This window comes from Deinococcus betulae (assembly GCF_020166395.1).
Classification (GTDB): Bacteria; Deinococcota; Deinococci; order Deinococcales; family Deinococcaceae; genus Deinococcus; species Deinococcus betulae.
The window spans coordinates 1-24,345 of the sequence record NZ_JAIQXU010000031.1 but is presented as its reverse complement, the minus strand read 5'-3'; the positions used below and the strand labels follow the sequence as shown (position 1 = coordinate 24,345).

Annotated in this window: 26 protein-coding genes and 3 pseudogenes; 9 read left to right on the top strand and 20 right to left on the bottom strand. The window is 62.1% G+C overall.

The window, feature by feature from the left end; translation table 11 throughout:
- Positions 1-54 precede the first annotated feature (54 nt).
- The 12 genes from K7W42_RS18775 to K7W42_RS18720 all read right to left on the bottom strand — a co-directional run bounded on the left by K7W42_RS18775 (position 55) and on the right by K7W42_RS18720 (position 8,718).
- A complete protein-coding gene (locus tag K7W42_RS18775) occupies positions 55-855 on the bottom strand; it encodes a CopD family protein (RefSeq protein ID WP_224576590.1) in 801 nt (266 codons plus the stop codon).
- Between the two features lie 8 nt (positions 856-863).
- Complete coding sequence (locus tag K7W42_RS18770) at positions 864-1,262, bottom strand: copper resistance CopC family protein (RefSeq protein WP_224576589.1); 399 nt, start codon at positions 1,260-1,262, stop codon at positions 864-866.
- Positions 1,259-1,705, bottom strand: coding sequence for a DUF1775 domain-containing protein (locus tag K7W42_RS18765; protein ID WP_224576587.1), 447 nt, complete (start codon positions 1,703-1,705; stop codon positions 1,259-1,261). The genes K7W42_RS18770 and K7W42_RS18765 overlap by 4 nt, the downstream gene beginning before the upstream one ends.
- A gap of 508 nt (positions 1,706-2,213) precedes the next feature.
- A complete protein-coding gene (locus K7W42_RS18760) occupies positions 2,214-2,603 on the bottom strand; it encodes a hypothetical protein (protein WP_224576585.1) in 390 nt (129 codons plus the stop codon).
- A gap of 40 nt (positions 2,604-2,643) precedes the next feature.
- A complete protein-coding gene (locus K7W42_RS18755; protein WP_224576583.1) occupies positions 2,644-3,006 on the bottom strand; it encodes an ArsR/SmtB family transcription factor in 363 nt (120 codons plus the stop codon).
- A 35-nt stretch (positions 3,007-3,041) separates the two neighbouring features.
- Complete coding sequence (locus tag K7W42_RS18750; RefSeq protein WP_224576581.1) at positions 3,042-3,689, bottom strand: SCO family protein; 648 nt, start codon at positions 3,687-3,689, stop codon at positions 3,042-3,044.
- 23 nt (positions 3,690-3,712) lie between these two features.
- Positions 3,713-4,603 carry a cation diffusion facilitator family transporter gene (locus K7W42_RS18745; protein ID WP_224576579.1) on the bottom strand — a complete coding sequence of 297 codons (891 nt, stop codon included), beginning with the start codon at positions 4,601-4,603 and terminating at the stop codon, positions 3,713-3,715.
- Positions 4,596-5,222 (bottom strand): DUF305 domain-containing protein, encoded by a 627-nt coding sequence (locus K7W42_RS18740; RefSeq protein WP_224576578.1) that lies wholly within the window; start codon positions 5,220-5,222, stop codon positions 4,596-4,598. The genes K7W42_RS18745 and K7W42_RS18740 overlap by 8 nt, the downstream gene beginning before the upstream one ends.
- Positions 5,192-5,692: a thioredoxin-like domain-containing protein gene (locus K7W42_RS18735; RefSeq protein ID WP_224576576.1), complete on the bottom strand. Its 501-nt coding sequence runs from the start codon at positions 5,690-5,692 to the stop codon at positions 5,192-5,194. Before K7W42_RS18735 ends, K7W42_RS18740 begins: the two co-directional genes overlap by 31 nt.
- Entirely contained in the window at positions 5,689-6,234 is a 546-nt protein-coding gene (locus tag K7W42_RS18730; RefSeq protein WP_224576574.1) for a signal peptidase II, read from the bottom strand. The genes K7W42_RS18735 and K7W42_RS18730 overlap by 4 nt, the downstream gene beginning before the upstream one ends.
- Positions 6,231-6,479 carry a glutaredoxin family protein gene (locus K7W42_RS18725; RefSeq protein ID WP_224576572.1) on the bottom strand — a complete coding sequence of 83 codons (249 nt, stop codon included), beginning with the start codon at positions 6,477-6,479 and terminating at the stop codon, positions 6,231-6,233. The genes K7W42_RS18730 and K7W42_RS18725 overlap by 4 nt, the downstream gene beginning before the upstream one ends.
- Positions 6,472-8,718, bottom strand: coding sequence for a heavy metal translocating P-type ATPase (locus K7W42_RS18720; protein WP_224576571.1), 2,247 nt, complete (start codon positions 8,716-8,718; stop codon positions 6,472-6,474). Before K7W42_RS18720 ends, K7W42_RS18725 begins: the two co-directional genes overlap by 8 nt.
- A 171-nt stretch (positions 8,719-8,889) precedes the next feature.
- On the opposite strand from K7W42_RS18720, the gene K7W42_RS18715 reads away from it, so the two are divergent.
- Entirely contained in the window at positions 8,890-9,087 is a 198-nt protein-coding gene (locus tag K7W42_RS18715) for a DUF2171 domain-containing protein (RefSeq protein WP_224576569.1), read from the top strand.
- Positions 9,088-9,226: 139 nt separating this feature from the next.
- On the opposite strand, the gene K7W42_RS18710 is transcribed toward K7W42_RS18715, so the two are convergent.
- Positions 9,227-9,358: a hypothetical protein gene (locus K7W42_RS18710; RefSeq protein WP_369411389.1), complete on the bottom strand. Its 132-nt coding sequence runs from the start codon at positions 9,356-9,358 to the stop codon at positions 9,227-9,229.
- Here K7W42_RS18710 and K7W42_RS23345 point away from each other — a divergent pair.
- Positions 9,299-9,424, top strand: coding sequence for a hypothetical protein (locus K7W42_RS23345; RefSeq protein WP_369411391.1), 126 nt, complete (start codon positions 9,299-9,301; stop codon positions 9,422-9,424). The genes K7W42_RS18710 and K7W42_RS23345 overlap by 60 nt on opposite strands.
- Positions 9,425-9,501: 77 nt before the next feature.
- Here K7W42_RS23345 and K7W42_RS18705 read toward each other — a convergent pair whose 3' ends face one another.
- From K7W42_RS18705 to K7W42_RS23340, 3 genes and pseudogenes are all read right to left on the bottom strand, one after another.
- Positions 9,502-10,608 (bottom strand): transposase, encoded by a 1,107-nt coding sequence (locus K7W42_RS18705; protein WP_224576566.1) that lies wholly within the window; start codon positions 10,606-10,608, stop codon positions 9,502-9,504.
- A 147-nt stretch (positions 10,609-10,755) separates the two neighbouring features.
- Complete coding sequence (locus K7W42_RS18700; protein ID WP_224576564.1) at positions 10,756-11,148, bottom strand: transposase; 393 nt, start codon at positions 11,146-11,148, stop codon at positions 10,756-10,758.
- Positions 11,149-11,286: 138 nt separating this feature from the next.
- Positions 11,287-11,520, bottom strand: a pseudogene (locus tag K7W42_RS23340) (transposase); the annotation flags it as partial.
- Between the two features lie 35 nt (positions 11,521-11,555).
- Here K7W42_RS23340 and K7W42_RS18690 point away from each other — a divergent pair.
- The 4 genes and pseudogenes from K7W42_RS18690 (at position 11,556) to K7W42_RS18675 (ending at position 18,447) form a co-directional block, all read left to right on the top strand.
- The gene (locus tag K7W42_RS18690) at positions 11,556-12,269 is read left to right on the top strand and encodes an IS6 family transposase (RefSeq protein WP_439648871.1); all 714 of its coding nucleotides are present in this window, start codon (positions 11,556-11,558) and stop codon (positions 12,267-12,269) included.
- Positions 12,270-13,092: 823 nt separating this feature from the next.
- Complete coding sequence (locus K7W42_RS18685; protein WP_224576562.1) at positions 13,093-14,298, top strand: ATP-binding protein; 1,206 nt, start codon at positions 13,093-13,095, stop codon at positions 14,296-14,298.
- Positions 14,299-14,469: 171 nt separating this feature from the next.
- Positions 14,470-17,538 carry a PAS domain-containing protein gene (locus K7W42_RS18680; RefSeq protein ID WP_224576560.1) on the top strand — a complete coding sequence of 1,023 codons (3,069 nt, stop codon included), beginning with the start codon at positions 14,470-14,472 and terminating at the stop codon, positions 17,536-17,538.
- Positions 17,539-17,736: 198 nt separating this feature from the next.
- Positions 17,737-18,447: pseudogene (locus K7W42_RS18675) on the top strand (IS6 family transposase).
- Between the two features lie 409 nt (positions 18,448-18,856).
- Here the strand turns inward: K7W42_RS18675 and K7W42_RS18670 are convergent.
- From K7W42_RS18670 to K7W42_RS18660, 3 genes are all read right to left on the bottom strand, one after another.
- The gene (locus K7W42_RS18670; RefSeq protein ID WP_439648870.1) at positions 18,857-19,570 is read right to left on the bottom strand and encodes an IS6 family transposase; all 714 of its coding nucleotides are present in this window, start codon (positions 19,568-19,570) and stop codon (positions 18,857-18,859) included.
- Between the two features lie 83 nt (positions 19,571-19,653).
- Positions 19,654-20,448, bottom strand: coding sequence for a sensor histidine kinase (locus K7W42_RS18665; protein WP_224576558.1), 795 nt, complete (start codon positions 20,446-20,448; stop codon positions 19,654-19,656).
- Positions 20,449-20,741: 293 nt separating this feature from the next.
- A complete protein-coding gene (locus tag K7W42_RS18660) occupies positions 20,742-21,395 on the bottom strand; it encodes a response regulator transcription factor (RefSeq protein WP_224576555.1) in 654 nt (217 codons plus the stop codon).
- Positions 21,396-22,033: 638 nt separating this feature from the next.
- Between K7W42_RS18660 and K7W42_RS18655 the strand changes: the two genes are divergently transcribed.
- Both K7W42_RS18655 and K7W42_RS18650 read left to right on the top strand, forming a co-directional pair.
- On the top strand, positions 22,034-23,269 hold the full coding sequence (locus tag K7W42_RS18655; RefSeq protein WP_224576553.1) for a monooxygenase: 1,236 nt from the start codon (positions 22,034-22,036) through the stop codon (positions 23,267-23,269).
- Positions 23,270-23,440: 171 nt separating this feature from the next.
- A complete protein-coding gene (locus tag K7W42_RS18650; protein ID WP_255639476.1) occupies positions 23,441-23,737 on the top strand; it encodes a DUF1304 domain-containing protein in 297 nt (98 codons plus the stop codon).
- Here the strand turns inward: K7W42_RS18650 and K7W42_RS18645 are convergent.
- Positions 23,711-24,079 (bottom strand): hypothetical protein, encoded by a 369-nt coding sequence (locus K7W42_RS18645; protein WP_224576551.1) that lies wholly within the window; start codon positions 24,077-24,079, stop codon positions 23,711-23,713. The two genes, K7W42_RS18650 and K7W42_RS18645, sit on opposite strands and share 27 nt — an antisense overlap.
- A gap of 1 nt (position 24,080) precedes the next feature.
- Here K7W42_RS18645 and K7W42_RS18640 point away from each other — a divergent pair.
- Positions 24,081-24,345 (top strand): annotated as a pseudogene (locus K7W42_RS18640) (IS5 family transposase); the annotation flags it as partial.

Genomic DNA, 24,345 nt, shown 5'->3' with positions numbered 1-24,345 from the left:
CTTGAAAAGGAAAGGGCCGAGGGGGACATGTCCCCCTCGGCCTGCTGATCATTCCTACCCGAGAAGCAGGGCCGTCGGTACGGCGCCGTGTGCGGGTGTTGGGGTGACGGACAGAGACGCAGTGAGGGTCACGACCAGTCCCAGCAGCACCAGCTCCAGCGACAGGAGGCTGTAGACCTGTTTCCGCTGAGCGAGGAAACGCCGCAGAACGCCAGCGGCCGCCAGGGCAAGGACCACGAAGACCAGTTTGAGGAGCAGCAGCTGGCCGTAGCGGGTGGTCAGCGTTGGCCACCCACCCGCGTGTTCCCAGGTGGCGACCACGCCCGTCACGCCCAGGATCACCACACAGACCGTTGCCACGGGTGCAAAGCGGCGCAAGGCGGGCAGGCGCTCCTCAGGCCCGCTCAGCAGGGTCAGGACACCGCCCAACCACACGGCCATCGCGCCGGCGTGAACCGCATGCAGAAGCCGCACACTGGGGCCGTGGGTGGCGCCGTGGCCCAGCCCACCCAGCCCCCAGAGCAGCGTGCCGGCCGCCAACAGACTGAGCCAGGTCGGCCAGCGGGAGAGGGCACTGGCCAGCAGCAACGCTGTGCCCAGCAGCAGTGTCAGGGCGGCCCGGCCCGGCACGGTCTGCTGCAGATAGACCGGCACATCCGGCCAGGTCAGGTAGCCCAGCGTCAACAGGGTGACCCCAATCTGGAGCAGGCCACCGGCCGAGACCAGCGCCGCCCCGAATGCCAGCCAACCGCCACCGGGCTGGCCGTCCAGCCGCCAGGCTCGCGCCGCCATCCCACCCACCAAGAGGGCAGACCCCAGATACATCAGCAACTTCGTCAGTGCCAGAACAGACATCCGCCGCCCTACCGAATGGTGAAGGTCCGGAAATCCGTGACTGGATGGCTGTCATCCGACAGGATCTTCCAGGCCACCACGTACACGCCCTTGGGCAGCGCCGTTTTCAACGGCAACCGGATCAGGGCCGCTGTGGCTGGCAAGCTCACCGCTGCTGTGGCCAGCGTGGAAGCATCGGCTTTCAACGACAGAGCTGATGTCGCCGCCTGCGCCGGCGTGCTTGACGCAGGGACGCGCATTACGCGGAAGTTGGAGAACCGGGTGCTCAGCGGTTCACTGAATTGCAGCGTCACGGCTACAGGCGCCGGCCCCGTGCTGCCAGGCGCCGGTATCACCCGGGTGAGGGCCGCGTGCGCCTGCGCGGTGCCCAGCGTCAAGGCGATCAGCCCAAGCAGGTGGCGCCTCATTTGATAGTCACGGTGCTCGCCGGCCCCTGCTCAGGATTGCTGCCATCCCAAGCCGCTACCGAGCCGTCACTGTAGGTCTGATAGATCTTCCAGACCACGTCACCAGCCGCCGCCGGGTTTCGGGCCTGAAAGAAAAAGCGGGCGTACTCCATTGGAGCCACGCGACCTTTCCACACCACTTCCGTGACGAGGCCATCCGCGTTCTTGGTGACGGTGCGGGTGAATCCGGGCGCCGTTTCGAATCGGGTCAGACTGACCCCACTCGGCACCACCAGCCGAATCTGGGTCGTGCTGATCTCTTTTTCAGTGGGGACATTCAACCGGTAGGTTTCGGTGATGCCGACCTTGCTTTCACCCAAACCTGCTTCCGTACGGACAGTGGCGTGAGCGCCAGCGACAGACAACAACGTGGTAGACAGCAGTGTAAGGACAAGACGCAACATGGGACTCCTTCATAACTGGAGAAAGAGGTGAGTGGCCGAGCAGCGTGACCCTTCGCTGGGTCTGGCGCTGTGGTTGCAACCCATGTTGGGTGGCGCCCGGGCCTGCACGCGCCACACCAGGCGAAGAGCCAAAGTGTCAGGGGACTGCACCCTGAGGGCCGGCCCATTAAGTCTGTGTTCTGGCTCCGGCAAATGGTCTGGCGCCAGTGCAAAGGCTGCCGAGAAGCAGTACACGCAGTGAGGCCCGTGGGCCTCTGCCGAGTCCTGATGACCTGCCGCCGGAGCGTGGCCTTGATGGGCTGGCCTCGCCGGCGCAGGCGGCGCCACTGGATCGCGAACCAGATACACGAACGCGCCGAGCAGACTCAGCAGGCTCAGCACCCAGGGCTGCAAGGAACGGTTCACCCCTGGGCACACCCAACGCGCCTCGGCTGAGGGGTCCAGAGCCGCAGGGAGGGTTCGTCAGCCGAGCCCCCAGCCGCCGACGGTCCGACGACCCAGCCTTTCGTCAACGCGGCGCCCCACTGATCGTGATCAAGGTCTGGTTGCCCTGCTTGACCGCTGTGTAATGAAGTTCAGCTGGAAGTGTCTTGCCCATGAAGGCGGAATAGTGATCTGGAGCCATCAGCTCGTCGTCCAGCAGGACGTAGCCTTTCGCCCTGAGGGTTTCGGCTGCCGCCAGGGGCTGCCAGCCTGGCACGAGGTACTGCTCAACGCGGCTTTCCCCGTCGCGCACCTCCTGACGGTAGCTCGCGCTGTTCGGGCAGGTGGGCGTCAGACCAGAAGGGAGGGGGGTCAGACCATTCCACAGCGTGCCGGGGCGCTCAATGCAGTACAGCGGTGAGCGCCAGCGCAGCGTGTCGGCTAGCCACCATCCGGTGGGCAGGGCAATAGCCACGCCCCCCAAGAGGGCCAACGCGAGGGAAAGTCCTCTACCTCTACTCGCGGGCGTGGTCCAGGGCATTGCGGATGGTTGTCGTGACATGGTGATCCAGGAGGCGGTAATAAGCGACACGGCCATCTTTGCGGAAGGTGACAATGCGGCCGGTGCGCAACAGGCGCAGCTGATGACTGACGGCACTCTCGCTGATGCCGACCACGGCCGCCAGGTCACACACGCACAGCTCGGTGGTTTGCAGCGCACTGAGGATTTTCAGGCGAGTCGGATCTGCCATCAGTTTCAGGAAGGCGGCCGCGTTCTCAATGCATCCCTCTTCGGGTTGATGCGTGCGGGCGAGTTGGACGGCCTCTGGATGCAGGCAAGGCACTTCACATACGTCGTCCTGAGAGGCTGTTCTCATTACGTCAGTGTAGACGCTCACCGCTTGACCCGCCGTCACCGCAGCACCGTCTGCACGTCCGACGTAATTCGGTCCGTGAGGTTCAGCTGCGTGTAGTCCCAGACCACCCGGCGCTGCCCTTCCCGGTCCACCAGATAAATCCCCGTCGTGTGGTTGACGTCATACCGGTCTGGAGCCGTCACGTTCGAGTACTCGAAGCCCACACCCCAGGCAGCCGCCGCCTGACGCAATTGGGCGGCAGGAATCACCAGACCGCGCGCGTTGGCGCTGAAGGAGCGGACGTACGTACGCAACTCGGCCGGCGTGTCCCGTTTCGGGTCCACGGTGACCAGGAGGCTGACCAGCTCCTGGCGCTGATTCTCAGGCAAGGTCTGCCTGACTCGTTCGAGTGCCGCCAGAGTCGTCGGACAGATGTTCGGGCAGTTCAGAAAGCCGAAGAAGACGGCAACTGTCTTCCCCTTGAAATCAGCTAAGGCCAGCGGCTGGGCATCATCTCCAGTGCCCTCTAGCGGAGGTGCAGCGGTCCCTGATGGATAGGCTGTGCCCAGCAGGCCCTGTGGATTACGCAGACGGTTGAAGAGCAGAGTAGCCGACAGCAGCGCCGCGACCGCCAGGAGGGCCAGCGTCACAGAGCGCTGCCAGGGGCGAGAGCGGAGGGTATTCGTGGAATTGGTCAGGGTCATAGAGGCTCGTTGCAGCTGGAAGATCAGGAATGCAGATGATCGTGGGCGCCCAAGGCCTCCCCAGGCGGCTCAATCTGGACAGTGACGTGGTCGATCTCGTACTTGGCGGCAATGTCAGCCACCTGACGCTGCACCAGTGGCATGGACGCGGCACTGACAACGTGAGCCGTCAGGCTGTGCTGGCCACTCGTGACGCTCCACACATGGAGATCATGAACGCCCGTGACCTCTGGCAGCGCCAACAGGTCGGCGCGCAGGGTATCTAGGTCTAGTCCCTCCGGCACGCCTTCGAGCAGCACGTTCACGCTGGCTTTGAGCAGCGCCCAGGTGCGCGGCAACACCCACAGCCCAATCAAGGCGCCCAGCACCGGATCAATCCAGCTCTGACCCGTGAACCGGATCAGGATGGCCCCCACAATCACGGCCACAGACCCCAGCAGGTCACCCATCACTTCCAGATACGCCGACTTGATGTTCAGGCTGTCCTGACTGCCCTGGGTCAGGATGCGGGCACTGATCAGGTTGATGATCAGACCCGCCGTCGCCACGATCAGCATGGGGGTCGTTTGAACGTCGACCGGCTCCTGCAGCCGCCGGTACGCCTCAATCAGAATGTACAACCCGACCGCGAACAGTGCGGCTGCATTGACTGTGGCCGCCAGAATCTCGGCGCGGCGGTACCCGAACGTGCGGCGTCGGTCAGCCGCGCGCTGCCCGAGCTTGAGTGCGAAGAGCGATAAGGCCAGTGCCATCACGTCCGTGAGCATGTGGCCCGCATCCGAAAGGAGTGCCAGGCTGCCGGAGAGCAGCCCGTACACCACCTCAACGACCAGGAAGCTCCCGGTCAGGAGCAGGGCCAGCGTCAGTTGACGGGCGCCGGCGGCCGCCCTATGCGCGTGATTGTGTTCACTCATGATTCATCATGTCCATGTTGTGGGTGGGCAGCGGCTCAGGCGTCACGCCGCGCCCGGCCAGCAGGGCGTCAATTGCCTGAATCTCAGAGCGCTGCGCCGTGACGACCCGCTGGGCGAAGGCCCGCACCTCTGGACGACGCACGGTGCCCAGGGCCGACGTGGCCATCTCGACGCCGCCCTGATGGTGTCGGCGCATCAGGGTTAGAAAGCGGGTCTCGGCCGTGCGGGGAGGCAGTGTCTGCAGGGACGCCTCGTCGGCTGCGGACGCCATGCCCATCGCAGAGCGGTTCATGCCGGCCATGGGCGCTTCACGACCGGCCAGTGGGCGGCCCCACGCCATCAGCCAGCCCTGCATCTGGCCGATCTGGGCCTGTTGGGTAAGCAGGATGTCCTGCGCCAGCAAGCGGATCTCTGGATCAGCCGCGCGTTTGACCAGCGTGACGCTCATGTTGACAGCCTGAGCGTGATGCGCGGCCATATCCCGCGCGAACGTCACCTCTGGACTCGCTTCAGATGGCCGCTGGGGCCACGCTACCGCCACACCAACACTCAAAGCCACCGCCAGCACAGCCACGCCAATCCAGCCGATCAGACCGTGTCGTCGTACGCGCCGCTGCATGAGGCTCCAATCTCCGGGGCTTCACCGCCCTGCTCGTAGGTTTGGACGAATGACTTGATGCGCGGATCTGACGCGTCCTGCACCTCCAGCTGCTTATTCCAGGCACTCAGCACAATCGGCGCCTTTTGCGACTCGTGGGGCGAGAGCAGAATGTACGTACGCCCAGCCAGGCTGTCTTTGAGCTGCAGCACCTGACTGGCGCTCAGACCCGGTTGGTACGAGATCCAGACCGCCCCGTGTTCCATGCTGTGGACGGCGTACTCGTCGTACAGAGGCCGGTCGTAGATCCCACAGTTCTGCCAGGCGGCATTGTGCTCGCCCCCCGCAGGCGGGCGCTGGGCGTACTCCAGGCGACCGGACTTGTGGGCGCCGCCTTCGAACTTGAAGGACTGAACGCCTTCGATGTCACCACCCGTCTGGTTACAGGCTGCGAGGAATACAGTCAGGGACAGCAGCATCAATCGTTTCATATGTTCTCCTGAAGAGAGGTGGTTGGCGTGGGTGAGGTCTGGCGCTGGGTACGCCGCTCTTGCCACCAGGACGCGACCAGCAGCGCGGCCACGCCAACACAGACGAGGACGTCAGACAGGTTAAAAATGGGAAAGGGGCGACTGCTCAGTATGTTTGATACTCGGTCCAGCAGTGGTGAGGTCAGGTAATCCACCACCGCGCCGCGCGCCAGGCCGTCCAGTGCGTTGCCTATAGAGCCCGCTGCAATGAGAGCCACTGGCCAGGTGAAGAGGGGCCGCACGCGAGACATGAGGAGTGCACCAATCAGGCCCAGACCGACCAACAGCCGCAGGATGGCCAATGGTACAGCGAAGCTGCCTAGCAGGCCCCACGCCATGCCCGTGTTATACGTGAACCCAAGGTGCAGGACGCCAGGCATCAGGGGACGGTTGATCCCCGGACTGAGGGTTTCAACGGCCCAGGCTTTGAGCAGTCCTTCCAGCACCAGCAGGAGGACGATCAGGGCCAGTGGAGCCCAAAGGACCGGCCGGACAGAGCTCATGCCTGGCCTGCCAACGCCGCCAACAGGCCGGGCCGCTGCTGATCGATTGGACCGAAGAACACTTGGGTCCCAATCACCGTGACAGGCGCGACCCGAACATCCGTGACCTGCTGCAGCTCAGCCACTGCACTGGGGTCTTGTCGGAGGTCCCGAACACGGAACGCAGCGCCGCACCGGCTGAGCAGGCGTTTGACCGCTTCACAGTCGGCGCAGTTGGGGACGGTATATAGAGTGATCTCAGGCATGCTGAGGCGTCGGCTTTGGGGTAAGGGTGAGGCGAGGCGCGCTCCAGCCGAGCAGTCGCAGGGCATTGGCAGTCACGAGCGCGGTGGCGCCCGTATCGGCGAGGATCGCCATCCAGAGATTCGTGTAGCCCAGGAGGGTGGTCACCAGGAAGATGGCCTTGAGCCCCAGGGCAAAGGCGATATTGACCTTGATGTTGCCCATGGTCGCCCGCGAGAGGTTGACCAGGTCGGCCACGCCCGAGACCCGTTCTTGCAGCAGCGCCGCGTCGGCGGTTTCCAGCGCCACATCCGTGCCGCCGCCCATGGCGATGCCCACATCGCTCTGCGCCAGGGCGGGGGCGTCGTTGATGCCGTCGCCGACCATCGCCACGCCACCCTGAGCCTTGAACCCAGCGATCAGGCGGAGCTTGTCTTCCGGCAGCAGTTCCGCCTGCACGTCCAGGCCCAGGTCGCGGGCAATCGCCTGCCCGGTGCGGGCGTTATCCCCGGTCAGCATGACGGGCTGGACCCCCAGACGGCGCAGTTCCGCGATGGCCGCGCGCGCATCTGGGCGCGGCTCGTCACGGATGGCCAGCACCCCGAGGGGCAGAGATCCGTCCAGCAGGACCACCGCCGTGCGGCCCTGCTCCTCAAAACGGGTGATGGTGGCCTGCAGTTCGGCGTTCAGCGGGGCCAGGGATGCCGCGTGACGGGGCGACGACACACTCAAGGGGCGGCCTTCCACGGTGGCGCTCACTGCTTTGCCGGGCAGGGCCTGCGCGTCGGTGGCGGTGGGCAGCGTGAGGCCGGCCCGGCTGGCGGCCGCCGTGATGGCCTTGGCCAGGGGGTGACTGCTGCCCGCTTCGACGGCGCCAGCCAGGCGCAGGACTTCATGCTCTGTGCGGCCCAGCCCCACCACGTCCGTCACCTGTGGTTTCCCTGCCGTCAGGGTGCCCGTCTTGTCAAACGCCACGGTTTTGACCGTGCCGATGGTTTCCAGGGCGCCGCCCCCCTTGATCAGCAGGCCGCGCCGGGTGCCGGCGCTGATGGCACTGGTGATGGACGCCGGCACGCTGAGCACGAGGGCGCAGGGGCAGCCGATGAGCAGGAGACTGATGCCCTTGTAGAGCCAGTCGTGCCAGGCCCCACTGAAGAGGAGCGGCGGCACGAGCGCGACCAAGGCCGAGACCAAGACCACCCCAGGCGTGTAGTACCGGCTGAAGCGGTCGATGAAGCGGGCCGTGGGGGCCTTGCTGCCTTCGGCCTCCTCGACCATGTGGATAATCCGCGCGATGGTGTTGTCTGACGCGGCCTTGTCCACCCGGAGGGTCAGGGTGCCGTCGGTGTTGATGCTGCCGGCGAATACAGGGTCTCCGGAAGTCTTGACCACCGGCACGCTTTCGCCAGTCACGGGGCTGTCGTCGAGACTGGAGGTGCCCGTCAGAATGGTGCCGTCGGCAGGGACACGCGCGCCTGGATTGACCTGCACCGTCTGGCCGACCTGCAGGGCGTCCGCAGGCACCTCGCGGGTCTGGCCCCCGTCCAGCAGGAGCGCCGTCTTGGGCGCCAGGGCAGCGAGGGCCTGAATCCCCGCGCGGGCCCGGCCAGCGGCGACCCCTTCCAGGAGTTCGCCGACGGCGAAGAAGAACACCACGACGGCGCCTTCCGGGGCTTCTCCAATGGCCACGGCGCCAATGGCCGCGAGGCTCACCAGCATGTTGATGCTGAACGGATCGCCCAGGCGCGCGCTGGCCACGGCTTTCTGGGCCAGGGGCCACACCCCGAGCAGGGTGGCGGCCACGAAGCCGGCGGTGGCGAAGCGGGGTTCGACGAAGCTGAGCAGCCAGGCAGCGGCCAGCAGGAGGCCGGAGATCACCACGAGGCGACCCTGCCCGGTGCGGTACCAGGGGGTACCGGCTGGGGCCACCTCGTGGGTGTGCCCGGCATGATCGTGGGCGCTGTGGTCGTGAGGGTGATCTTGCCCGGCGTGCTCAGGCGCAGGTTTGGCGGGCCTGGACACCACCAGAGACGGGGTGTAGCCCAGAGCCTTGAGGTTTTTTTCGAGGGTGGCCCGGGGGGTCTGGGCCTCGTCCAACTGCAAGGTGAGCGTCTGCTTGGTAAAGCTGGTCTTGACCCCTTCAGTCCCTGGGAGGGTATCCACCATGCGCTCGACCTTTTGGACACAACTGGCGCAGTCCATCCCGTCTACGAAGTAGGTCAGGGGGTCCGGTGGAGCAGGCCGGTTCGGGGAGGGCGGCATACGCCCATGATAGCTGAGCCACCATTCATATGTAAATCTACTCAGATATGAAGGTAGGTTTGGCGGGGTTTCATCAGGTGAAGGGAAGCTGCCCCTTACGCTCAGGGCCAGGAGGACAAACGATGACTGGACAGGAACAGATCAAAGAGCACATGCCCGTCTTTTGTGCGGATGGCCATTCCCCACGGCGAAGTCGACCGGGTGGATGGGGACTACATCAAATTAACCAAGGATGATTCGGGTCAGCACCACTGGCTACCGCTGAGTGCGGTCGATCATGTGGACGCGCATGTCCATCTCAACCTGAATCACGAACAGGTGAACCAGCAGTGGCTGAGCGAAGATCCGCATCCTGAGCACCGGCAGTAAACGGGAGAGACGAGCGGCGGCCTCACCTTAGGCCGCCGCTTCCTTTTGACTGGGTGAGGGAGAGATCAATGGCAGATGGTCGCAGCTTCTCTGGTGGACGCCCCTGTTGCGTCAGACGGCAGCTCTCCTGGCACCTCCCCTACCTGGATTCAATAGCCCTGTGTGTGGCCTTGGGGAGGGTAAAGCCGAAGGTCGCGCCTGTCCCATCACTGTGAGCCATGACCTGACCCCCGTGCCGCAGCACAATCCGCCGCACCAGCGCCAGGCCCACCTCCGTCCCTGGAAAGGCCTCCTGCGCGTGCTGCTGCTGGAACAGCTCGAACAGTTTGATGGATAGGGACCAGAGGGTGTGTGAGGTTGTCGGAGGAAGACGCAGTCAGGGGCTCCACCAGGGAAGCGATACCGTTGGCGAAGTCAGGCTGAGAGTGGAAGACGAGCAAATCGCGCGGTTCTGGTCGTGGCTCGTGGCCGCTCTAACCACCAGGCAAACACCCGCTCCAGATTGATGCTGGCGGCGGTGGCCATCCCCTGAACCCGTACTTTTGCTTCGCCTCGGTATCGAGCGGTCCTGGCCTGATAAGCCCGCACCGCGACGGCAATGGTCCCCTCAATCCCGGCCCGCCGGTGGTACATCACCTTCCAGGCGTCGGTCTCCTGTTGACTGCGCATGTGCCCCAACGCCTCGTATCCAGCTTGATCCTGCACCGTGAAACTGCGACCACGACGCGTAGACTGCGTACAGCGCGTCTTTTCAGGACATCGGTTACACAATCCGCTTCGGAAAGAAATGGTTGTGGTTGGAAGACCCTGTTTACTTCGACCCGTTTGCCATTTTGAGGAGCGGTGCCCTCTGGGGCACACAGCGAAGTGCTCGTCCCAATGGATGACAAACTCGTTGATTTTGAAGGCATGGGGATCCTGTTGTTGCCAGCTTGACGAGGCGCGGGGTGGTCCAATCAGCTCTACCGCAAAGTCTTTCAGACTTTGCGCCATCAATGACCCGCTCACATAGCCCGAATCCACCAGATGTCGCGTGGGCAACAAGACTTTCCGCTCAAGGGCCTGATGGACAGCTGGCAGCGCGTCAATATCCTGGACGCACGCGGCCGTGACCTGCACGTGGGTGATGAGGTGCGGTAATGCAGGATCACACGTTTCGGTCAAGTGCAGTTTGTAACCCAGCCAGGCGCGACCCCGCTTGATCGAATATCGAGCTTCAGGGTCATACGGCGACTCTGACCGCTGAGCGGACGGCGGTTCCGCCGTCCCAGGTCGCCACTGCACGACACCATCCGTCCGCATGAACTGCTGGAACCACACCAGGCGCAATTGCTGGATGGCGGGAAGCTGGGCCAGATGTGCCGCGTTCAGATCGGTGTCCAGCGCGTCCAGAAGCGTAAACCCGTCTTGCCCGATCTGCAGGACATACGCGAGGCGAGCCGCTTCGCCTTTGGGAAAGCGGTAGGACTCAATCCGGTGGTCATACCATTCCCGCCACCGTGGGTCGATATGGGGTACCAACTAGTCGGGCGCTACGCGCCCGATGGCATTCAGGCTGGCACGGAAAGATTCCGCCACGAATTCAATCCGCGTCAAATACCGAATTGCGGCCAGCACATGGGTTGAATCGGTTCGTTGCTGCCCACATCGTTTCAGCAGGCCTGCCGCTCAAAAACGAGACAATAGAGTGTCCAGGAGCAGGTGTTCGGCATGACCAGTCACCAGGCGGGCTCGAAATTCCGAGAGCACACTGAAATCAAAACCAGGATCCGTCAAGTCCAGTCCCAGCAGATATTTCAGGTCCAGACGTGCCCGAACCTGTTCAGCGGCCTGCCGATCCGTCAAGTTTTCGAGGAATTGCACCACCGTGACCAAGGCCAGTCGCCAAGGAGGGAGCGCAGGTTGGCCGCGCGTGGGAAACAGTGCGGCAAACTCTTCATCGGCATACAGAACGCCTAATTCGTCGCGCAGCCGAAGGTAAAGGTTGCCCTTCGGAAACGCCAGGCGCGCGACCCGCGCGGTTTCTTCGGGAATTGGAGCCAACGATTCGGATCGTAACATTCCCCAGTGTGAGCTGCCCCTGCCAACTTCGCCAACGGTATCGGGAAGCTGCGACCATCCGCCATCGATCTAGACAAGTGTTTCAAAAAGTGCCGGGTTTGGCTGGTGTCGGCATTTTTGAACATGTGGAGAACCTTGGGCTATCTGCCACTTGGTGGATCTGAGTGGGTGTTCCACAGGAACACCCACCCCCAGACAGCGCCCAGGGTCAAAGGGCTATTCAGCGGGAAGGAAGAGTCTTAGACGGAGGAAAATCAGACTCTTATCCCGAGCCAATGTCACCGAGACCAAACATTGACAGTTGGTGATCTTGCCGACCTGCCCGGAATACTGCTGTTCCATACCAACAGATTTCGAACCAAACTGCGTCAGGCGGTTGTGGCAAGTTGTTGGGGTAGGGTGACGCAGTGCTGAGTGGTCAGAAGCTCTCCGGCTACCGGTTTCCCCTCGTGGTCATTGGACACGCTGTGTGGCTCTACCACCGCTTCACCCTCAGCGACCGAGACATCGAAGAACTGCTGCTGGAACGAGGGATCGCCGTCACCCGCGAGTCCATCCGCAGCTGGTGCATCAAATTCAGCGACCTGTTCGCCCAGGGCCTCCGTCATCGGGAACCACGTCGTGGTTCCCGATGGCACCTTGATGAGATGTGCGTGGACGTAGGCGACATCACGCACTGGTTGTGGCGGGCCGTCGACGACCAGGGAGCCATGCTGGATATCCTTCTGCAACAACACCGGGATACCGAGGCCGTCCGAGCGCTCTTCCGGCGATTACTGGGTAAATACGACGTCCCACAGGGTATTCACACCGATAAACTCTGGAGCTACGGTGCCGCCCTTCGCAAGCTCCCCGTGCTCCACGCCGTGGAGCACGTTCAGGTGGTCTCGACCGCACGGTACAACAACTTGATTGAGCAGTCCCATCGCAGGGCACGGCGGCATGAACGGCAACAGCGAGGGTTTAGATCCCGAAAACGGTCTCAGGGTTTCCTTGACCTGCACGCCCGCTTGACGAATCTTCACCACTCGGCCTGCTCCACCGTTCCCGCTCACCGCCGTCGTCATCATGAACGAATTGCCTTTCAGATGTGGCGCGAAACTGTGTGGCAGGCGGCCTGAGGGTCAGACCGCCTGCCATTCTGAGATTCCTCCGGTCTCCTGAAGTCAACAACTTGCCACAACCCTCTAAAGACCGTCACCGTAGCGTACAGCGCCCATCAGGTCGCCCGTTACGCCCCTCTCGTTGAGGACGCGCTGGACGACCAGAAATGAGCGTACACCATCAGCGCCGACTTCCAGGCTGCTCAGGTGGCGGTGAGTCTGGATCCCAAACACCACGACACCCTGAAGCGCTTTCTGGGGAGCCGCGTGCCCGCCGCCTTACGTTTGGGCGGAGCACCGCAGTTGCGCGCGCTGTCTAATGGGGCTCCGCCGGCAACACGCCTGCTGCCGAGTACATTCAGGAGCGGGTGCGCCTGTTTGGGGGCGGGGCGCGCATCAACTCCGGCACGCTGGTCTGCTCTGCAGGCAAGCCTTCCAATACTTGAAGCTCCAAAACCTTAACATTCCTCATGTCAGTCCAGAAGATGTGATTCTCTTCTCCTGCCTGCCCACAAATCCACTCCTCCCGTCCCTTAAATGAAGTTTTCTTGAGCAATAACTTATATCTTGCCCCTTTCTTCTCTAAGAATCTTCATGTTCAGCTCAAGGTGTATTGTTGCCCACCCTCTACACTGGCACTGCATTCGCCTGTCCTTCGACATAAGCTTCCTAGCTGGATTGTTCTCCTTGTAACCTTGGCGAACTCTTGCACTTCCTCTGCATCCTCCCCTGGCTTTAGCCCTTTCACTGTTTTCGGTCAGCTGTGCAGAGCATGTCACTCTCCGTACGGCGGTTCCCCCGATATCTCGGGCACCGCTCTTCATCATCTTCAGGGAGTGCCATGAATCCTGATCCCTTACCTCCGCAAGTGGGGACGTCCGTAGATGTCCCCGTCACGCTGGACGGTCGACTTGAGTCTCTGCAAGCCCAGGTTCTGCACCTCCAGGCATCCCTCCATCAGGCACAAGGACTGTTTCAAGAGAGTCCCGGAGCGGCCTTCCTGCTGACCGACCAGAGCCGTATTCAGGCCGTCAACGCGTGTGGCGCTGCTCTGATTGGGTCGTCTCAGGAAGGTCTGCTCGGACGGAACTTTGCCAAGGTCCTCTCCTCCTCCTCCCGGACGGCGTTCGCGGTGCTCCTGAGCCACGTGTTTGAAGGCCGAGGTCGGCAGAAGGGTGAGCTCCAATTATTGACGCTAAGAGGAGAAGTGCTGGAGGTGGCTGTTGAAGCGGCGCTGCACGTTCGGGAAGGGGCGTCGCCCGAATATCACCTAACACTGACCGACGTGACCGCGTTCAAGCTGGCGCACCGTGCCCTCTTAGAAGTCCAACACGTCCAGGAGGCTCAGTTTCATAGCCAGACCCTCCAGTTGAAGCACCTTCAGGAGGAATTTGAGAGCGTTGTGCTCCTCTTCGGCCAAGGCCTGGAGGGGATTTTGACCCGCGCCCAGAGCTTTTTGCTTCTCGCGCGGCAGCAGCCGGACCAGTCCGAGCACTTAAGGCACACCCAAGAGGGGTTGCAACAGACGCAGAGCTTGCTGAACTCCCTGAAACGCTATATGCAGATGCGCTTCCTGCGCACACGACTGCGGAGCGTGGACCTGAACAGGGTGTTCCGCGAGGTGCTCAAAGACGTCGAGAGTCAGCGGGTAGGCCGCGACGTGTTGATCATCAGCACGCCCTTACCCACCCTGAGTGGGGACAGCCAGGTCCTCCAGATCATCTTGCTGGAGTACCTCCACAATGCCCTGAAGTTCACCCGAACGCGACCAGAGACCCGAATCCGTGTGCTGGTTCAAGAGGACGCGGGCGAGTACCGCATCGGCGTGGAAGACAATGGCATTGGATTCAACATGCGCCAAAAGGACAAGGCTTTCGAGCTGTTCGGCCAGCTGCACGCTGGTGGGCGCTACGAGGGTACGGGCCTGGGTTTGGCGGTCGTCCGGCGACTATGTGAGCGCTTCGGGGGGCGGGCTTGGGGCGAAGGTAAAGTAGACCAAGGCGCCACCTTCTGGTTCGCCTGGCCCAAGACGCCAGCACCGACTTAAGCACGGCAGGGTGGCCTCAGTTGCCTGTCCTCGTCTCGCCTATGACCGTTTGTGAGCAGATCGCACATGGAGGTCTAGCGCGGGGATGACCGCCATCCTCGAAATACATTGAGGGTACTGAACATCATTGCCGACCCCCGACGCGAGGGCGTCTCTACAATGCCACCATCTATGGCTTCCCTCCCTGCTTTCACCGCAGCACCTTTTGACGTGCTGGTGTTCCTCACACCCGGTGACAGGGTAGAGCTGCTGGTTGCCTTGCTCGCGGCCATCCCAGTTGATCTGCCTCTGCCGGTGCTCATTGGCGCTTCCCTGATGGGCAAGGGCGCCGAGGAGGTCCTGAGCCGCTGCACGCCACGGCCTACTCACCAGGCGGAAGAGGGGACCATTCTTCAACCTGGTCACCTCTATCTTGCGCCGCCTCAGATGATCCTGGAAGTGAGGCCACATGGCCGTTGCACCGTGACGCCGCCCACCGGCGACCTCTCGCTGGACTGCCCACTCGACCGGTTGCTGGCCTCACTCGCGCTGAGCTTCGGTTCGCGCGTGCTGGCGGTTATCCTGGCTGGGCCGGCACCTGATGGTGTGCGAGGTGCATGCACCCTGCGTGGCGTAGGCGCCACCACCGTGGTGCCAGACGTGGCCGACCCTGCAGAGCTGCCACGCGCGGTGGTTGACGCCAGCGCGGCTGACCTGGTGCAGCCGTGGGAAGCGCTGGGCCCCACGATCACCGATCTGCTGGCGGGCCGGCAGGTTGGCCTTTTCCAACACAGGGAAAAGGAGCGGGAGAGGGCCGAGTCTGCGCGGTATGACATGCTGTTCACTGCCTCTCCAGTGCCGTTCATACTGCTGGAACCGACGCCGCCATTCACTATCCTCGCCGCCAACGACGCCTATCTGGCGGCAACGCTCAAGACCCGTGAAGGGCTGATCGGTCACGCTCTCTTCGAGATGTTTCCCGACGACACGACCCGTCCGGGTCCACTCGGGTCAGTGGCACTCGCCCACTCCCTGGACCGTGTCCTGGCGACGCGACAGACCGATGTGATGGAACGCGTCCGGTACGACATGGTGACGCCTGATGGTGGCTTCGAGTCACACTGGTGGATGGCTATCAATGCGCCGCTGCTGGACACCGCTGGTCAGGTGTACGCCATCATCCACCAGGTCACCCAGGTGACGGCACTTCATTTCGCTGAGGAGGGAGAGCGGGAGAATCAGCAGCGTCAGGCCTTTATGCTCGCACTCGGCGACGCGCTGCGCCCTCTTTCAGATGCCACGGAGATTCAAGGGGCGGTCACGCGCAGCACCCTGGACTTCTTTGGGTCAGACCGCTGCTACTACTGCGAGATTGTGAATGACAGCGCTCTCGTCCGGCGAGACGCCACAAAGGAAGGTGTGTTTTCAGTGGTGGGCGTCTATCCCCTAAGCGACGCTCCCATGTTCAAGGCAATCATTGATGCGGGTCGTGCGTTCAGTGTCGCGGACACCCACACCACCGATCTGTTAGATGAGGAGCTGAGGCAGGTGTGTTTGGGGCTGGACATCATTTCGTTCATCAACGTGCCAGTCATCAAGAACGGGCAGCCCGTTGGCATTCTGGCTATCACGCAAGCCACACCGAGGCCTTGGACGCCGTTTGAGCTGGGGTTGGCAGAAGAAACCGCCGAACGGGTCTGGGCTGCCGTGGAACGGGGCCGTGCGGCGGTGGCCCTCACCGAATCGGAAAGCCGCCTGCGGGCGCTGATTGAACACCTGCCGGGCAGCGCTGTGTTTGTGGTGGATCACGACCTGCGGTATGTGCTGGCGCAGGGCGAAGCGTTGGCGGCCGCTGGCTTTCAGCCTGGCGACCTCGTGGGTCAGACCGTCACTCAAATTGCGCCGCTTGAGGGCCAGGAGGCGCTGTACCGGCAGGCGCTGACCGGCGAAGGGTTTGAGCTTGAGCATATTTCGCATGGTCGCGCCTTCGTCACCCATGGGGTGCCGCTCAGAACGGAAACGGGCACCGTCTCTGCGGTGCTGGCCGTGTCTTACGACATCACGGAACGCAAACGTGCGGAAGAGGACCTGCGCCTAAGTGAAGAGCGCCTGGCCGCCATCTTCGACGTGCTGCCGGTGGGCGTTGGCTTCGTCAACACGGCCGGCCAGCTGGTGTTGAACAACCAGGAGATGCGCCGCTTCTTGCCCACGGGCCTGATTCCCTCGCGGGACCCTGCGAGGCAGGCGCGCTGGGTGGGCTTCGATGGTGAAGGCCGGCGCGTTGAACCGCACAACTTCCCCGGTGCACGGGCGCTCCGGGGGGAGCGGGTTGTGCCCGGTCTCGAGATGCTGTACACCTCTGATGACGGCCCGCAGCTGTGGACCCTGGTCTCGGCCCTGCCTCTGCGAGACCCAGCAGGGCAGGTCGCGGGACAGGTGCTGATGGTCATGGATGTGGATGCCCTTAAGTGGGCGCAGGAGGACCTGCAGGCGCTGAACACAGGACTGGAAGTCCGAGTGGCCGAGCGCACGCGCCGCCTGGCCGACCTAAACGCGGAACTGGGCAACGTGATCACTCGTACCGCCCACAACCTGGAAGCCCCAGCCCGGCGGCTGGGACACTTGTTGTTGGCGGAAGGGTTCACCGACTCAGAGGGCGTGGAGCGCCTGTCGCCCAGGGATTCAGAGCGGCTGCAGGACGAGGTGCTGCGGCTGAAGGGGATCGCCCAGGATCTGCGGCAACTCGCCCGGCTGGAACAGCAGGAGGTCATGAAGGACCTCCTGCCGCTGGGGGAACTGTTCGAGGCGGTCCGGGCCGAGGTGTCGGCCACCATAAGAGGAGAACGGCTGCATTGGCATGTGGGACCGCTGCCCATTGTGCGGGGGGACCGGGCGCTCCTGAAGCAAGCGCTGGAGGTGCTGATGACCTTCACGTTGAGTGAGACACGCGGTGCGCAGTACGTCACTGTGGAGAGTCGTGACGTGGAGGGTGAAACTCATATCACGGTGGAGGACGATGGGATCGGGCTGACGGGGGAGGAGGCGGCCACCCTGTTCGACCTGGCGGTACGGACCGATCAAGAAGTGCCCGTGTTGGAGGGAAGTGGGCTGGTGCAGGTGCGGCGCATTCTGGCCCGACACGGCGGTTGGGTGTGGGCGGAAGCGCAGCGCACCAGTGGCAAGGTCGTTCTGGCCTTTCCCAGAGATGAAGCGGTTACTGAACTTGAAGCCCTCTTCCGTCAGGATAGACCCGGCCAGTAAGTTGAGCGGCCAGCACTGTCTTTCAGGGGAGTGACGGCGACATGGAGGAACTGGCGGTGGCTACCGTGAGTGGACCTCCTGGGCTTCGAATGCTTTGATGGCATGAAGGCGCAACGGAAGCCAACCTTCAGGATTCAGCTGTCCAAAGACGTTTCGGACAACGGTTCTGGCAACTTAAGCCCGATAGGGTGATGAGCCGTGACTAACTGGAAGCCTTATCGCCACCGTTACCCCTTGAGCGTGATCGGATACGTGCCGTAGCTGTATCATCGATTCCCCCTCAGCCAGCGTGATGTGCAGGAACTACTCCAAAAGCGAGGCATACACGTCAGCCACAAGACGCTCCGTCAGTGGAACATCAAGTTCGCTCCACTCTTGACGGAAGAACTGCGCCAGCGAGAACCCCGCCGGGGTTCTCGCTGGCATCTGGACGAGGTGCATGTGAACGTTCGTGGGGTCACGCACTGGTTGTGGCGAGCCGTGGATGAGCACGGTCAGATCCTGGACATCTTGCTTCAGGAAGACCGGAACACCGAGGCCGCAACGTCCTTTTTCACGCACCTGTTGCGGGAGTACGACGTCCCAATGGCGATTCAAACGGACAAGCTGCGGAGCTACGGAGCAGCGATCAGAGCGCTTCCCGTGCTCCACGCTGTGGAGCACGTCCAAGTGCTTTCGACCGCTCAATGCAACAACGTGATCGAACAGTCGCACCGCAGGGCACGGCAGCAGGAACGCGCTCAACTGGGGTTCAAGCGACGACGGCGAGCTCAGGAATTTCTCGCGTTGCACGCTCGAACCACGAATCTTCACCGCCAGACCCGAACCACCGTCCCTTCAACGACCAGGCGAATCAACCAGTCCGCAGCGCAGCGTCACTGGATCGCCGCCATGAAGCTGGCTGCCTGAGAATCAGGCGGCCATTTGGGTAACTCCGATTACGACGAGGTTAAATTGCCAGAACCGTTCCAGCTACTGATAAGCGATAAGGTCACTACCGATATCCGAATCCGCCTGTACAGAAATCATGCCTATACCTTTGAGAATCTGAAGAAAAAATTCTGCGTCCGCCTGCCACTCCTGTGCGTACCCTAGGTCCCGAGAAATTGTCCTCGCCGTCTGACTCAGGACTTGCAGAACGCTCACGAGTACGGGTGTGGAGAGGGCCGTTGCGTACGCCACCTCCAGGCCAATACTTGCCAGAAAACGGCCGTTGGTCCGGAAGGCTGGGGCGGCCATATCTATCCGCCAACCGGTTGTGGCAAGTTGTTGCCGTTGGAGCGATGAAAGAGCTTCGGTGAGACAGATGGCCTGAAGTTCAGGCCACCTGTCTCACGACGTCGCGCCAAAGCACGAATGCTCGTCTCTGGTGGTGACGACGGTGGTGAGCGGGAAGGGTGCAGCGGGCCGGATGGTGCAGATTCGTGATGCGAGCATGCAGGTTGAGAAATCCCTGTGCTCGTCGCCGTGATCTGAATCCGCGTTGCTGGCGCTCGTGTCGTCGTGTGGGACGATGGGACTGCTCAACGAGATTGTTGCAGCGAGCCGCGGAGACCACCTGGACATGCTCCACACCGTAGAGCACCGGAAGTTCACGAAGGGCTGCACCAGAGCTCCAGAGTTTGTCTGTGTGGATCGTGACCGGGATGCCCTGCTCACCCAGAAGCCGGGTGAAGAAGGATCTGGCCGCTGCTGTATCCCTATGACGCTGAAGGAATACGTCCAAGATCACACCGTGTTCGTCGACGGCCCGCCACAACCAGTGGGTGACGCCGCCGACGTCTATGTGCATCTCGTCAAGGTGCCACCGGGAACCCCATCGGGGTTCCCGGTGGCGCAGGCCCTGAGCGAACAGGTCGCTGAACTTGATGCACCAGGTGCGGATGGACTCGCGGGTGACAGCGATCCCGCGTTCCAGCAGGAGCTCCTCAACGTCCCGATAACTCAGCGTGAAGCGGTGGTAGAGCCAAACGGCGTACCCAATGACCTCAAGCGGGAATCGGTAGCCGGGAAGCTTCTGACCACTCAGCACTGCGTCACCCTACCCCAACAACTTGCCACAACCAGTGACATATGAGGCGCGGTCTCGCCGTCAAGAACGAGAGCGTTGGCCTGCTATGGGTGAAGCTCCTGGAAGCACAGGATAAACCGTCCCCTGCGGCCTGCCTCTGCAGTGACGTGCCCCCCATGCGCCCGCATGATGGTTTGCACCACCGCCAAGCCTAAACCACTGCCGCCCGTTTGGCGTGTCCGCGACGGGTCAGCACGGTAAAAGCGCTCTCCCACTCGCGCCGCTTCTGCAGCCGTCAATCCAGGCCCATCATCCAGAACCTCAATCCGGCCTGCGTCCACGCTGACCACCACCTCCGTCCGGGCATGCCGCACTGCATTGTCTAGTACATTGCCCAGGGCCATGCGCAAATAGCGCACATCCACCCGACCCGTACGCTCAGGGCCAGGTCTGAGTAGGACGGTCACTCCCTTCACTTGTGCCAATGGCTGCACGGCCGCCACGACATCCGTCAGCAGCTCATTGAGATCCACCTCGTCCTTTTGCAACGCAAGTTGGCCCGCGTCGGCCAAGGTCAAGGTTCGTAGGTCGTTAGCCAGCGCCGTGAGCAGATCCAGTTGCGTCACTAGGGGCCGCAGCTCCACCGTCGTCAGTGGGTAGAGGCCATCCAGAAGCGCGTGCAGGCGGGCCTGCATAGCGGTCAGTGGAGTGCGCAACTCATGGGCCACGGCCGCCGCCTCATACGCGCGTTCCCCTTCCAAACGGTCCAACGAGGCGCCCAAATGATTGAGTTGGTTCAAGAGTTGCCGCGATTCGCCGTCTGACCCCGCCAGCAGTTGCGCTCGGGCCTTTAGGTCGCCCTGGGCCAAGCGGTGCACCGTCGAGGCCGCCTCAAGCACAGGCGCTGCCGTCCTGACCGCCAAACGAGACGCTAAAACCAACGCCCCTCCTAAGGCACAGAGTCCAGCGCCGATGCACACGGGCAACATGACCTGGAGGACTGGGTGAGGGTGAGGTCCGAAAACCGTTCTGGCCAACTGTTGGCCGGCTTGAATGGGCTCGGGGCCTACCAGATACCAAATCCCCCCCAGCACCACCCCCACGGCGAGTCCCTGGAAGAGGAGCGTCAAGCCCACAATTTGCCCCGCCAACCGAATGGCGCGGCCTCGAAACGTCAGGTGTGACTGCATACTCATCCGACCTCAACACGGTAGCCCAGCCCAAACACCGTGCGAATCCCGTGCGATTCGCCCAGTTTTCGTCGGAGATTGTGGATATGCGAATCCACCGCCCGTTCTCCAGCCAGCCCCAAGGCCGTCGCCAGACGTTCACGTGAGACCGGTGCGCCCTTCTCCGCCACCAAGCGCACGTACACCTCGTACTCGGCGGCCGTGAGGTCCAGGATGTGCCCTGCCCGCTGAACACGGCGCGTGCGCAGATCCACGCAGATGCCATTTGGCCCCTGGAGTTCTGTGTGCTGCGCGCCCAGGCGCCGGCCCACGGCGCCCACCCGGGCCATCAGTTCCGCCGGTCGAAACGGTTTGGTGACGTAGTCATCCGCCCCTAGCCGGAAAGCCGTAACTAGCGTGGCCTCATCGCCGCTGGCCGACAGAATGATCACTGCGGGTCGAGTGGAACTCGTGGCGAGGTGATCAAGCAATTGAAACCCATGCCCACCGGGCAGCAGCAGGTCAAGGATCAGGAGTTCTGGCTGCTCTCGGTGCAGGGCGTCCTCCGCTGCTGCGAAGTGATCCGCATGAACCGCGAGGTGACCGTCCCGGCGGAGGTAAGCGCACACGGCCCGGGCGATCTCTGGATCATCCTCAACGAGTAGTACCCGCACCATCACAGCCTAGTGGGTTGCGGCGGCCAGCAGCACACAGGCTCCACAACTCCTCAACAAGTGCGGATTAAGGTCGTGACGATGAAACGCTCCTTTCTCCTGTTGCTGTCTGCGTTCGCTGGGCTGAGCATCACAGTCCTGGCCACTGCGAGAACTGTGCCCTCAAGTTCATCTCGCTTGCCTCCCACCTATCAGGGTGAAGTCAAGGCCTTGCTGGATGCTAAATGTGGCTCCTGCCACCGCGCTGGCGGGATTGCGCCTTTCGCCCTAAGCACCTATGAGCAAGCAGCCCCATTGGCCGATCTGATTGCCGATGTCACTGCCGAGCGGGTCATGCCACCCTGGCCGCCAGGGGGCAAGACACCGAGACTGAAGTTTGACCGCTCACTGTCGACCCAAGAGATTGCCACCTTCGCCGCCTGGGCAGCAGCCGGGGCGCCCAAGGGAGGGAAACCATGAAACGGACCGTCACCCTCTTCTTGCTGGGCGCCGCCGCCATCGGTGTGGTCCTCGCGCAAACAGCGCCCAGAGAGAATCAACCCACGCATGACCATCAGGCTCATCCTTCGTCACAACTCTCACCCACGACCCCAGCGGTGAAAACCACGGCCCCACAAGTGCGGGCGGACGCCACCCTGGCCATGGGCCAACCGTATACGCCCTCAAGCACCCTGACGGATGACTACCGCTGCTTTCTACTCAATCCTGGTCTGACCACGGACCGCTTCATTGAGGGATTTGAAGTTAAACCAGGGAATCCAGAGATTGTCCATCACGTGGTGGTGAACCAGGTCACCGCCCTTCAGGCTGCGCAAGCACAGTCTCAGGACGGACAGGACGGGCAGCCGGGTTGGCCGTGCTTCGGGGGCACTGGGCTGGACACGGTCAGCGCTGACCCATCCAAGGCTCGCCCGTCCCTCCTGCGGGTGTTGCCCCAGCTGCAAGCTAAAGGCGTCCATACGCTCAAACTGCTGAAGGCGTATCAGCAGGCAGGAAGCGATCCCTTAAAAGCGATTCAGGCGTATGGGGACGCTGGAGGCGACACCCAGCGCCTGATGTATGCCTTGGCCGAAACCGGCCTGCTGGGAGGGATGTCGGATGGTGCTCATGGCAGTACGGACGACGCCCTGGACGCGGCACTCGGTACGGTCTTCGGCATTGGGGCTTGGGTGCCGGGAGCAGAGGCCACCGTATTTCCCAGTGGGACAGGTCGGCGATTAGAGAAGGGCAACTTCTTGGTGATGCAAGTGCACTACAACACCTTGGCGGGGAGGGCGCCCGATCTCACGCGCATGACCGTTCAGTACGCACCAGTCCAGGCGGAGTTGAAGCCGCTCAAGAGCTTGTCTGTGGTGGCACCTGTAGAAATTCCATGCGCGGCCACGCGAACTGATCCGTCGTGTCAGCGGGATGTGGTGGTGGCCCGAGCGGTCCAGCAGCATGGACCGCAGGCACAGCGCCGGGTGGACGGCCTCCTGGCCTTGTGTGGCCAAACGCTGCGTGACTACGCCAGCGAGCGAGCGGAGGCAGCGACTTCGACCTGTGATCGCCCAGTGCAGCAGGACGTGTTGGCGGTTGGTGTGACGCTTCACCTCCATACTCGGGGCCAAGCGGCAAGTTTAGTCCTGAATGCAGGAACGCCAGAAGAACAAGTGCTGCTGGACATTTCGCGCTGGGATTTTCATTGGCAGGGCGTGTATTGGTATGAGGCCCCGATCGCTTTGAAGAAAGGTGATGTCTTGCGCGTCAGCTGTACTTGGGACAATACACGGGACACTCAGCCGAAATACATCGTCTGGGGGGAGGGATCTCAAGACGAGATGTGTCTCGCTGGATTAACGGTGATGGCCTCCAGACCTACGCCGGACACACGATAAAGATTGGCTATTGCGGTGTAAAACCGTAAGACCCATCCATTTCCGCTCTCAACAGAGTCAATGCTTGTGAATAACAAGTCTGATCTTCGGAGGATGACCTAGGTGCAACTGATTTCCATACTACTCACGAGCCTTGTGGTCTTAATACACATCTATATTGTGATTTTAGAGATGTTTTTATGGACTTCCCCTCGAGGACGCGCAGCTTTTAACATAACCATCGAAGAAGCTCGGACCACACGTAGCCTGGCTGCGAATCAAGGACTTTACAACGGATTTTTAGTTGTCGGCCTTGTCTGGTCTCTGCTAGCGCCAGCAGCCCTCGCCTTTCCACTCCAGACTTTCTTTCTGACTTGTGTTGTGGTTGCTGGAGTTTATGGTGCTATAACAGTTTCTCGGCGTATTCTCCTTGTTCAAGCTCTTCCAGCGCTAGGTGCTCTCCTATGCCTTTTTCTTTCTAATTATTAAAATGCGTCTGGTGAACGTGCGAGCGCGGATTTTCTTGGATCGGTTCTGGCAACTGAATGGACCTCCTGCGAAAGTCCCCGTTACGCTGTATGAGTGAGTCACGACCGTCTGGAACGCATCCGACCGCTGAATCGCACGCGCTTCAAGCGGCACACCAGTATCTACCCCGAAACCTTCGCCGAGATGGAAATCGTCCTGGGCCAGCGAGAACGCTTCAAGGAAAAGCCCGGTCGACCCGCGGCCCTCAGCGCGTGTGAACAGCTCCTCCTCACCCTCGAATTCTTGCAGGAATACCGCACCTTCGCACGATTGGAACATCCACGAAACCACCGTGCGCTGCACGGTGGAGCGTGTCGAAACGGCGCTGATCCAGAGCGGGGAGTTCCGACTTCCTGGCTGCAAGAGCCTGAAACGGGAAGAGAACGTCTTCCAGATCATCGCAGTGGATGCTGCTGAAACCCCATGTGAGCGGCCAACCAGCAAGCAACGCCGCTGGTACAGCGGCACAGCACACCTTGAGATCAACGTGTCCACACGCAGGATCATGTGCGTCGCCACTACCTTCGGGTCCATGCATGACCTCGCCCTGTTTCGGCAGTCGGGTGTCC

What these genes read in the sequence shown, in the direction of transcription:
- K7W42_RS18775 (WP_224576590.1), bottom strand. Translation starts at nt 855, where the DNA reads ATGTCTGTTCTGGCACTGACGAAGTTGCTGATGTATCTGGGGTCTGCC.
- K7W42_RS18770 (WP_224576589.1), bottom strand. Translation starts at nt 1,262, where the DNA reads ATGAGGCGCCACCTGCTTGGGCTGATCGCCTTGACGCTGGGCACCGCG.
- K7W42_RS18765 (WP_224576587.1), bottom strand. Translation starts at nt 1,705, where the DNA reads ATGTTGCGTCTTGTCCTTACACTGCTGTCTACCACGTTGTTGTCTGTC.
- K7W42_RS18755 (WP_224576583.1), bottom strand. Translation starts at nt 3,006, where the DNA reads ATGAGAACAGCCTCTCAGGACGACGTATGTGAAGTGCCTTGCCTGCAT.
- K7W42_RS18750 (WP_224576581.1), bottom strand. Translation starts at nt 3,689, where the DNA reads ATGACCCTGACCAATTCCACGAATACCCTCCGCTCTCGCCCCTGGCAG.
- K7W42_RS18745 (WP_224576579.1), bottom strand. Translation starts at nt 4,603, where the DNA reads ATGAGTGAACACAATCACGCGCATAGGGCGGCCGCCGGCGCCCGTCAA.
- K7W42_RS18740 (WP_224576578.1), bottom strand. Translation starts at nt 5,222, where the DNA reads ATGCAGCGGCGCGTACGACGACACGGTCTGATCGGCTGGATTGGCGTG.
- K7W42_RS18735 (WP_224576576.1), bottom strand. Translation starts at nt 5,692, where the DNA reads ATGAAACGATTGATGCTGCTGTCCCTGACTGTATTCCTCGCAGCCTGT.
- K7W42_RS18730 (WP_224576574.1), bottom strand. Translation starts at nt 6,234, where the DNA reads ATGAGCTCTGTCCGGCCGGTCCTTTGGGCTCCACTGGCCCTGATCGTC.
- K7W42_RS18725 (WP_224576572.1), bottom strand. Translation starts at nt 6,479, where the DNA reads ATGCCTGAGATCACTCTATATACCGTCCCCAACTGCGCCGACTGTGAA.
- K7W42_RS18720 (WP_224576571.1), bottom strand. Translation starts at nt 8,718, where the DNA reads ATGCCGCCCTCCCCGAACCGGCCTGCTCCACCGGACCCCCTGACCTAC.
- K7W42_RS18715 (WP_224576569.1), top strand. Translation starts at nt 8,890, where the DNA reads ATGGCCATTCCCCACGGCGAAGTCGACCGGGTGGATGGGGACTACATC.
- K7W42_RS18700 (WP_224576564.1), bottom strand. Translation starts at nt 11,148, where the DNA reads ATGTTACGATCCGAATCGTTGGCTCCAATTCCCGAAGAAACCGCGCGG.
- K7W42_RS18685 (WP_224576562.1), top strand. Translation starts at nt 13,093, where the DNA reads ATGAATCCTGATCCCTTACCTCCGCAAGTGGGGACGTCCGTAGATGTC.
- K7W42_RS18680 (WP_224576560.1), top strand. Translation starts at nt 14,470, where the DNA reads ATGGCTTCCCTCCCTGCTTTCACCGCAGCACCTTTTGACGTGCTGGTG.
- K7W42_RS18660 (WP_224576555.1), bottom strand. Translation starts at nt 21,395, where the DNA reads ATGGTGCGGGTACTACTCGTTGAGGATGATCCAGAGATCGCCCGGGCC.
- K7W42_RS18655 (WP_224576553.1), top strand. Translation starts at nt 22,034, where the DNA reads ATGGGCCAACCGTATACGCCCTCAAGCACCCTGACGGATGACTACCGC.
- K7W42_RS18650 (WP_255639476.1), top strand. Translation starts at nt 23,441, where the DNA reads ATGTTTTTATGGACTTCCCCTCGAGGACGCGCAGCTTTTAACATAACC.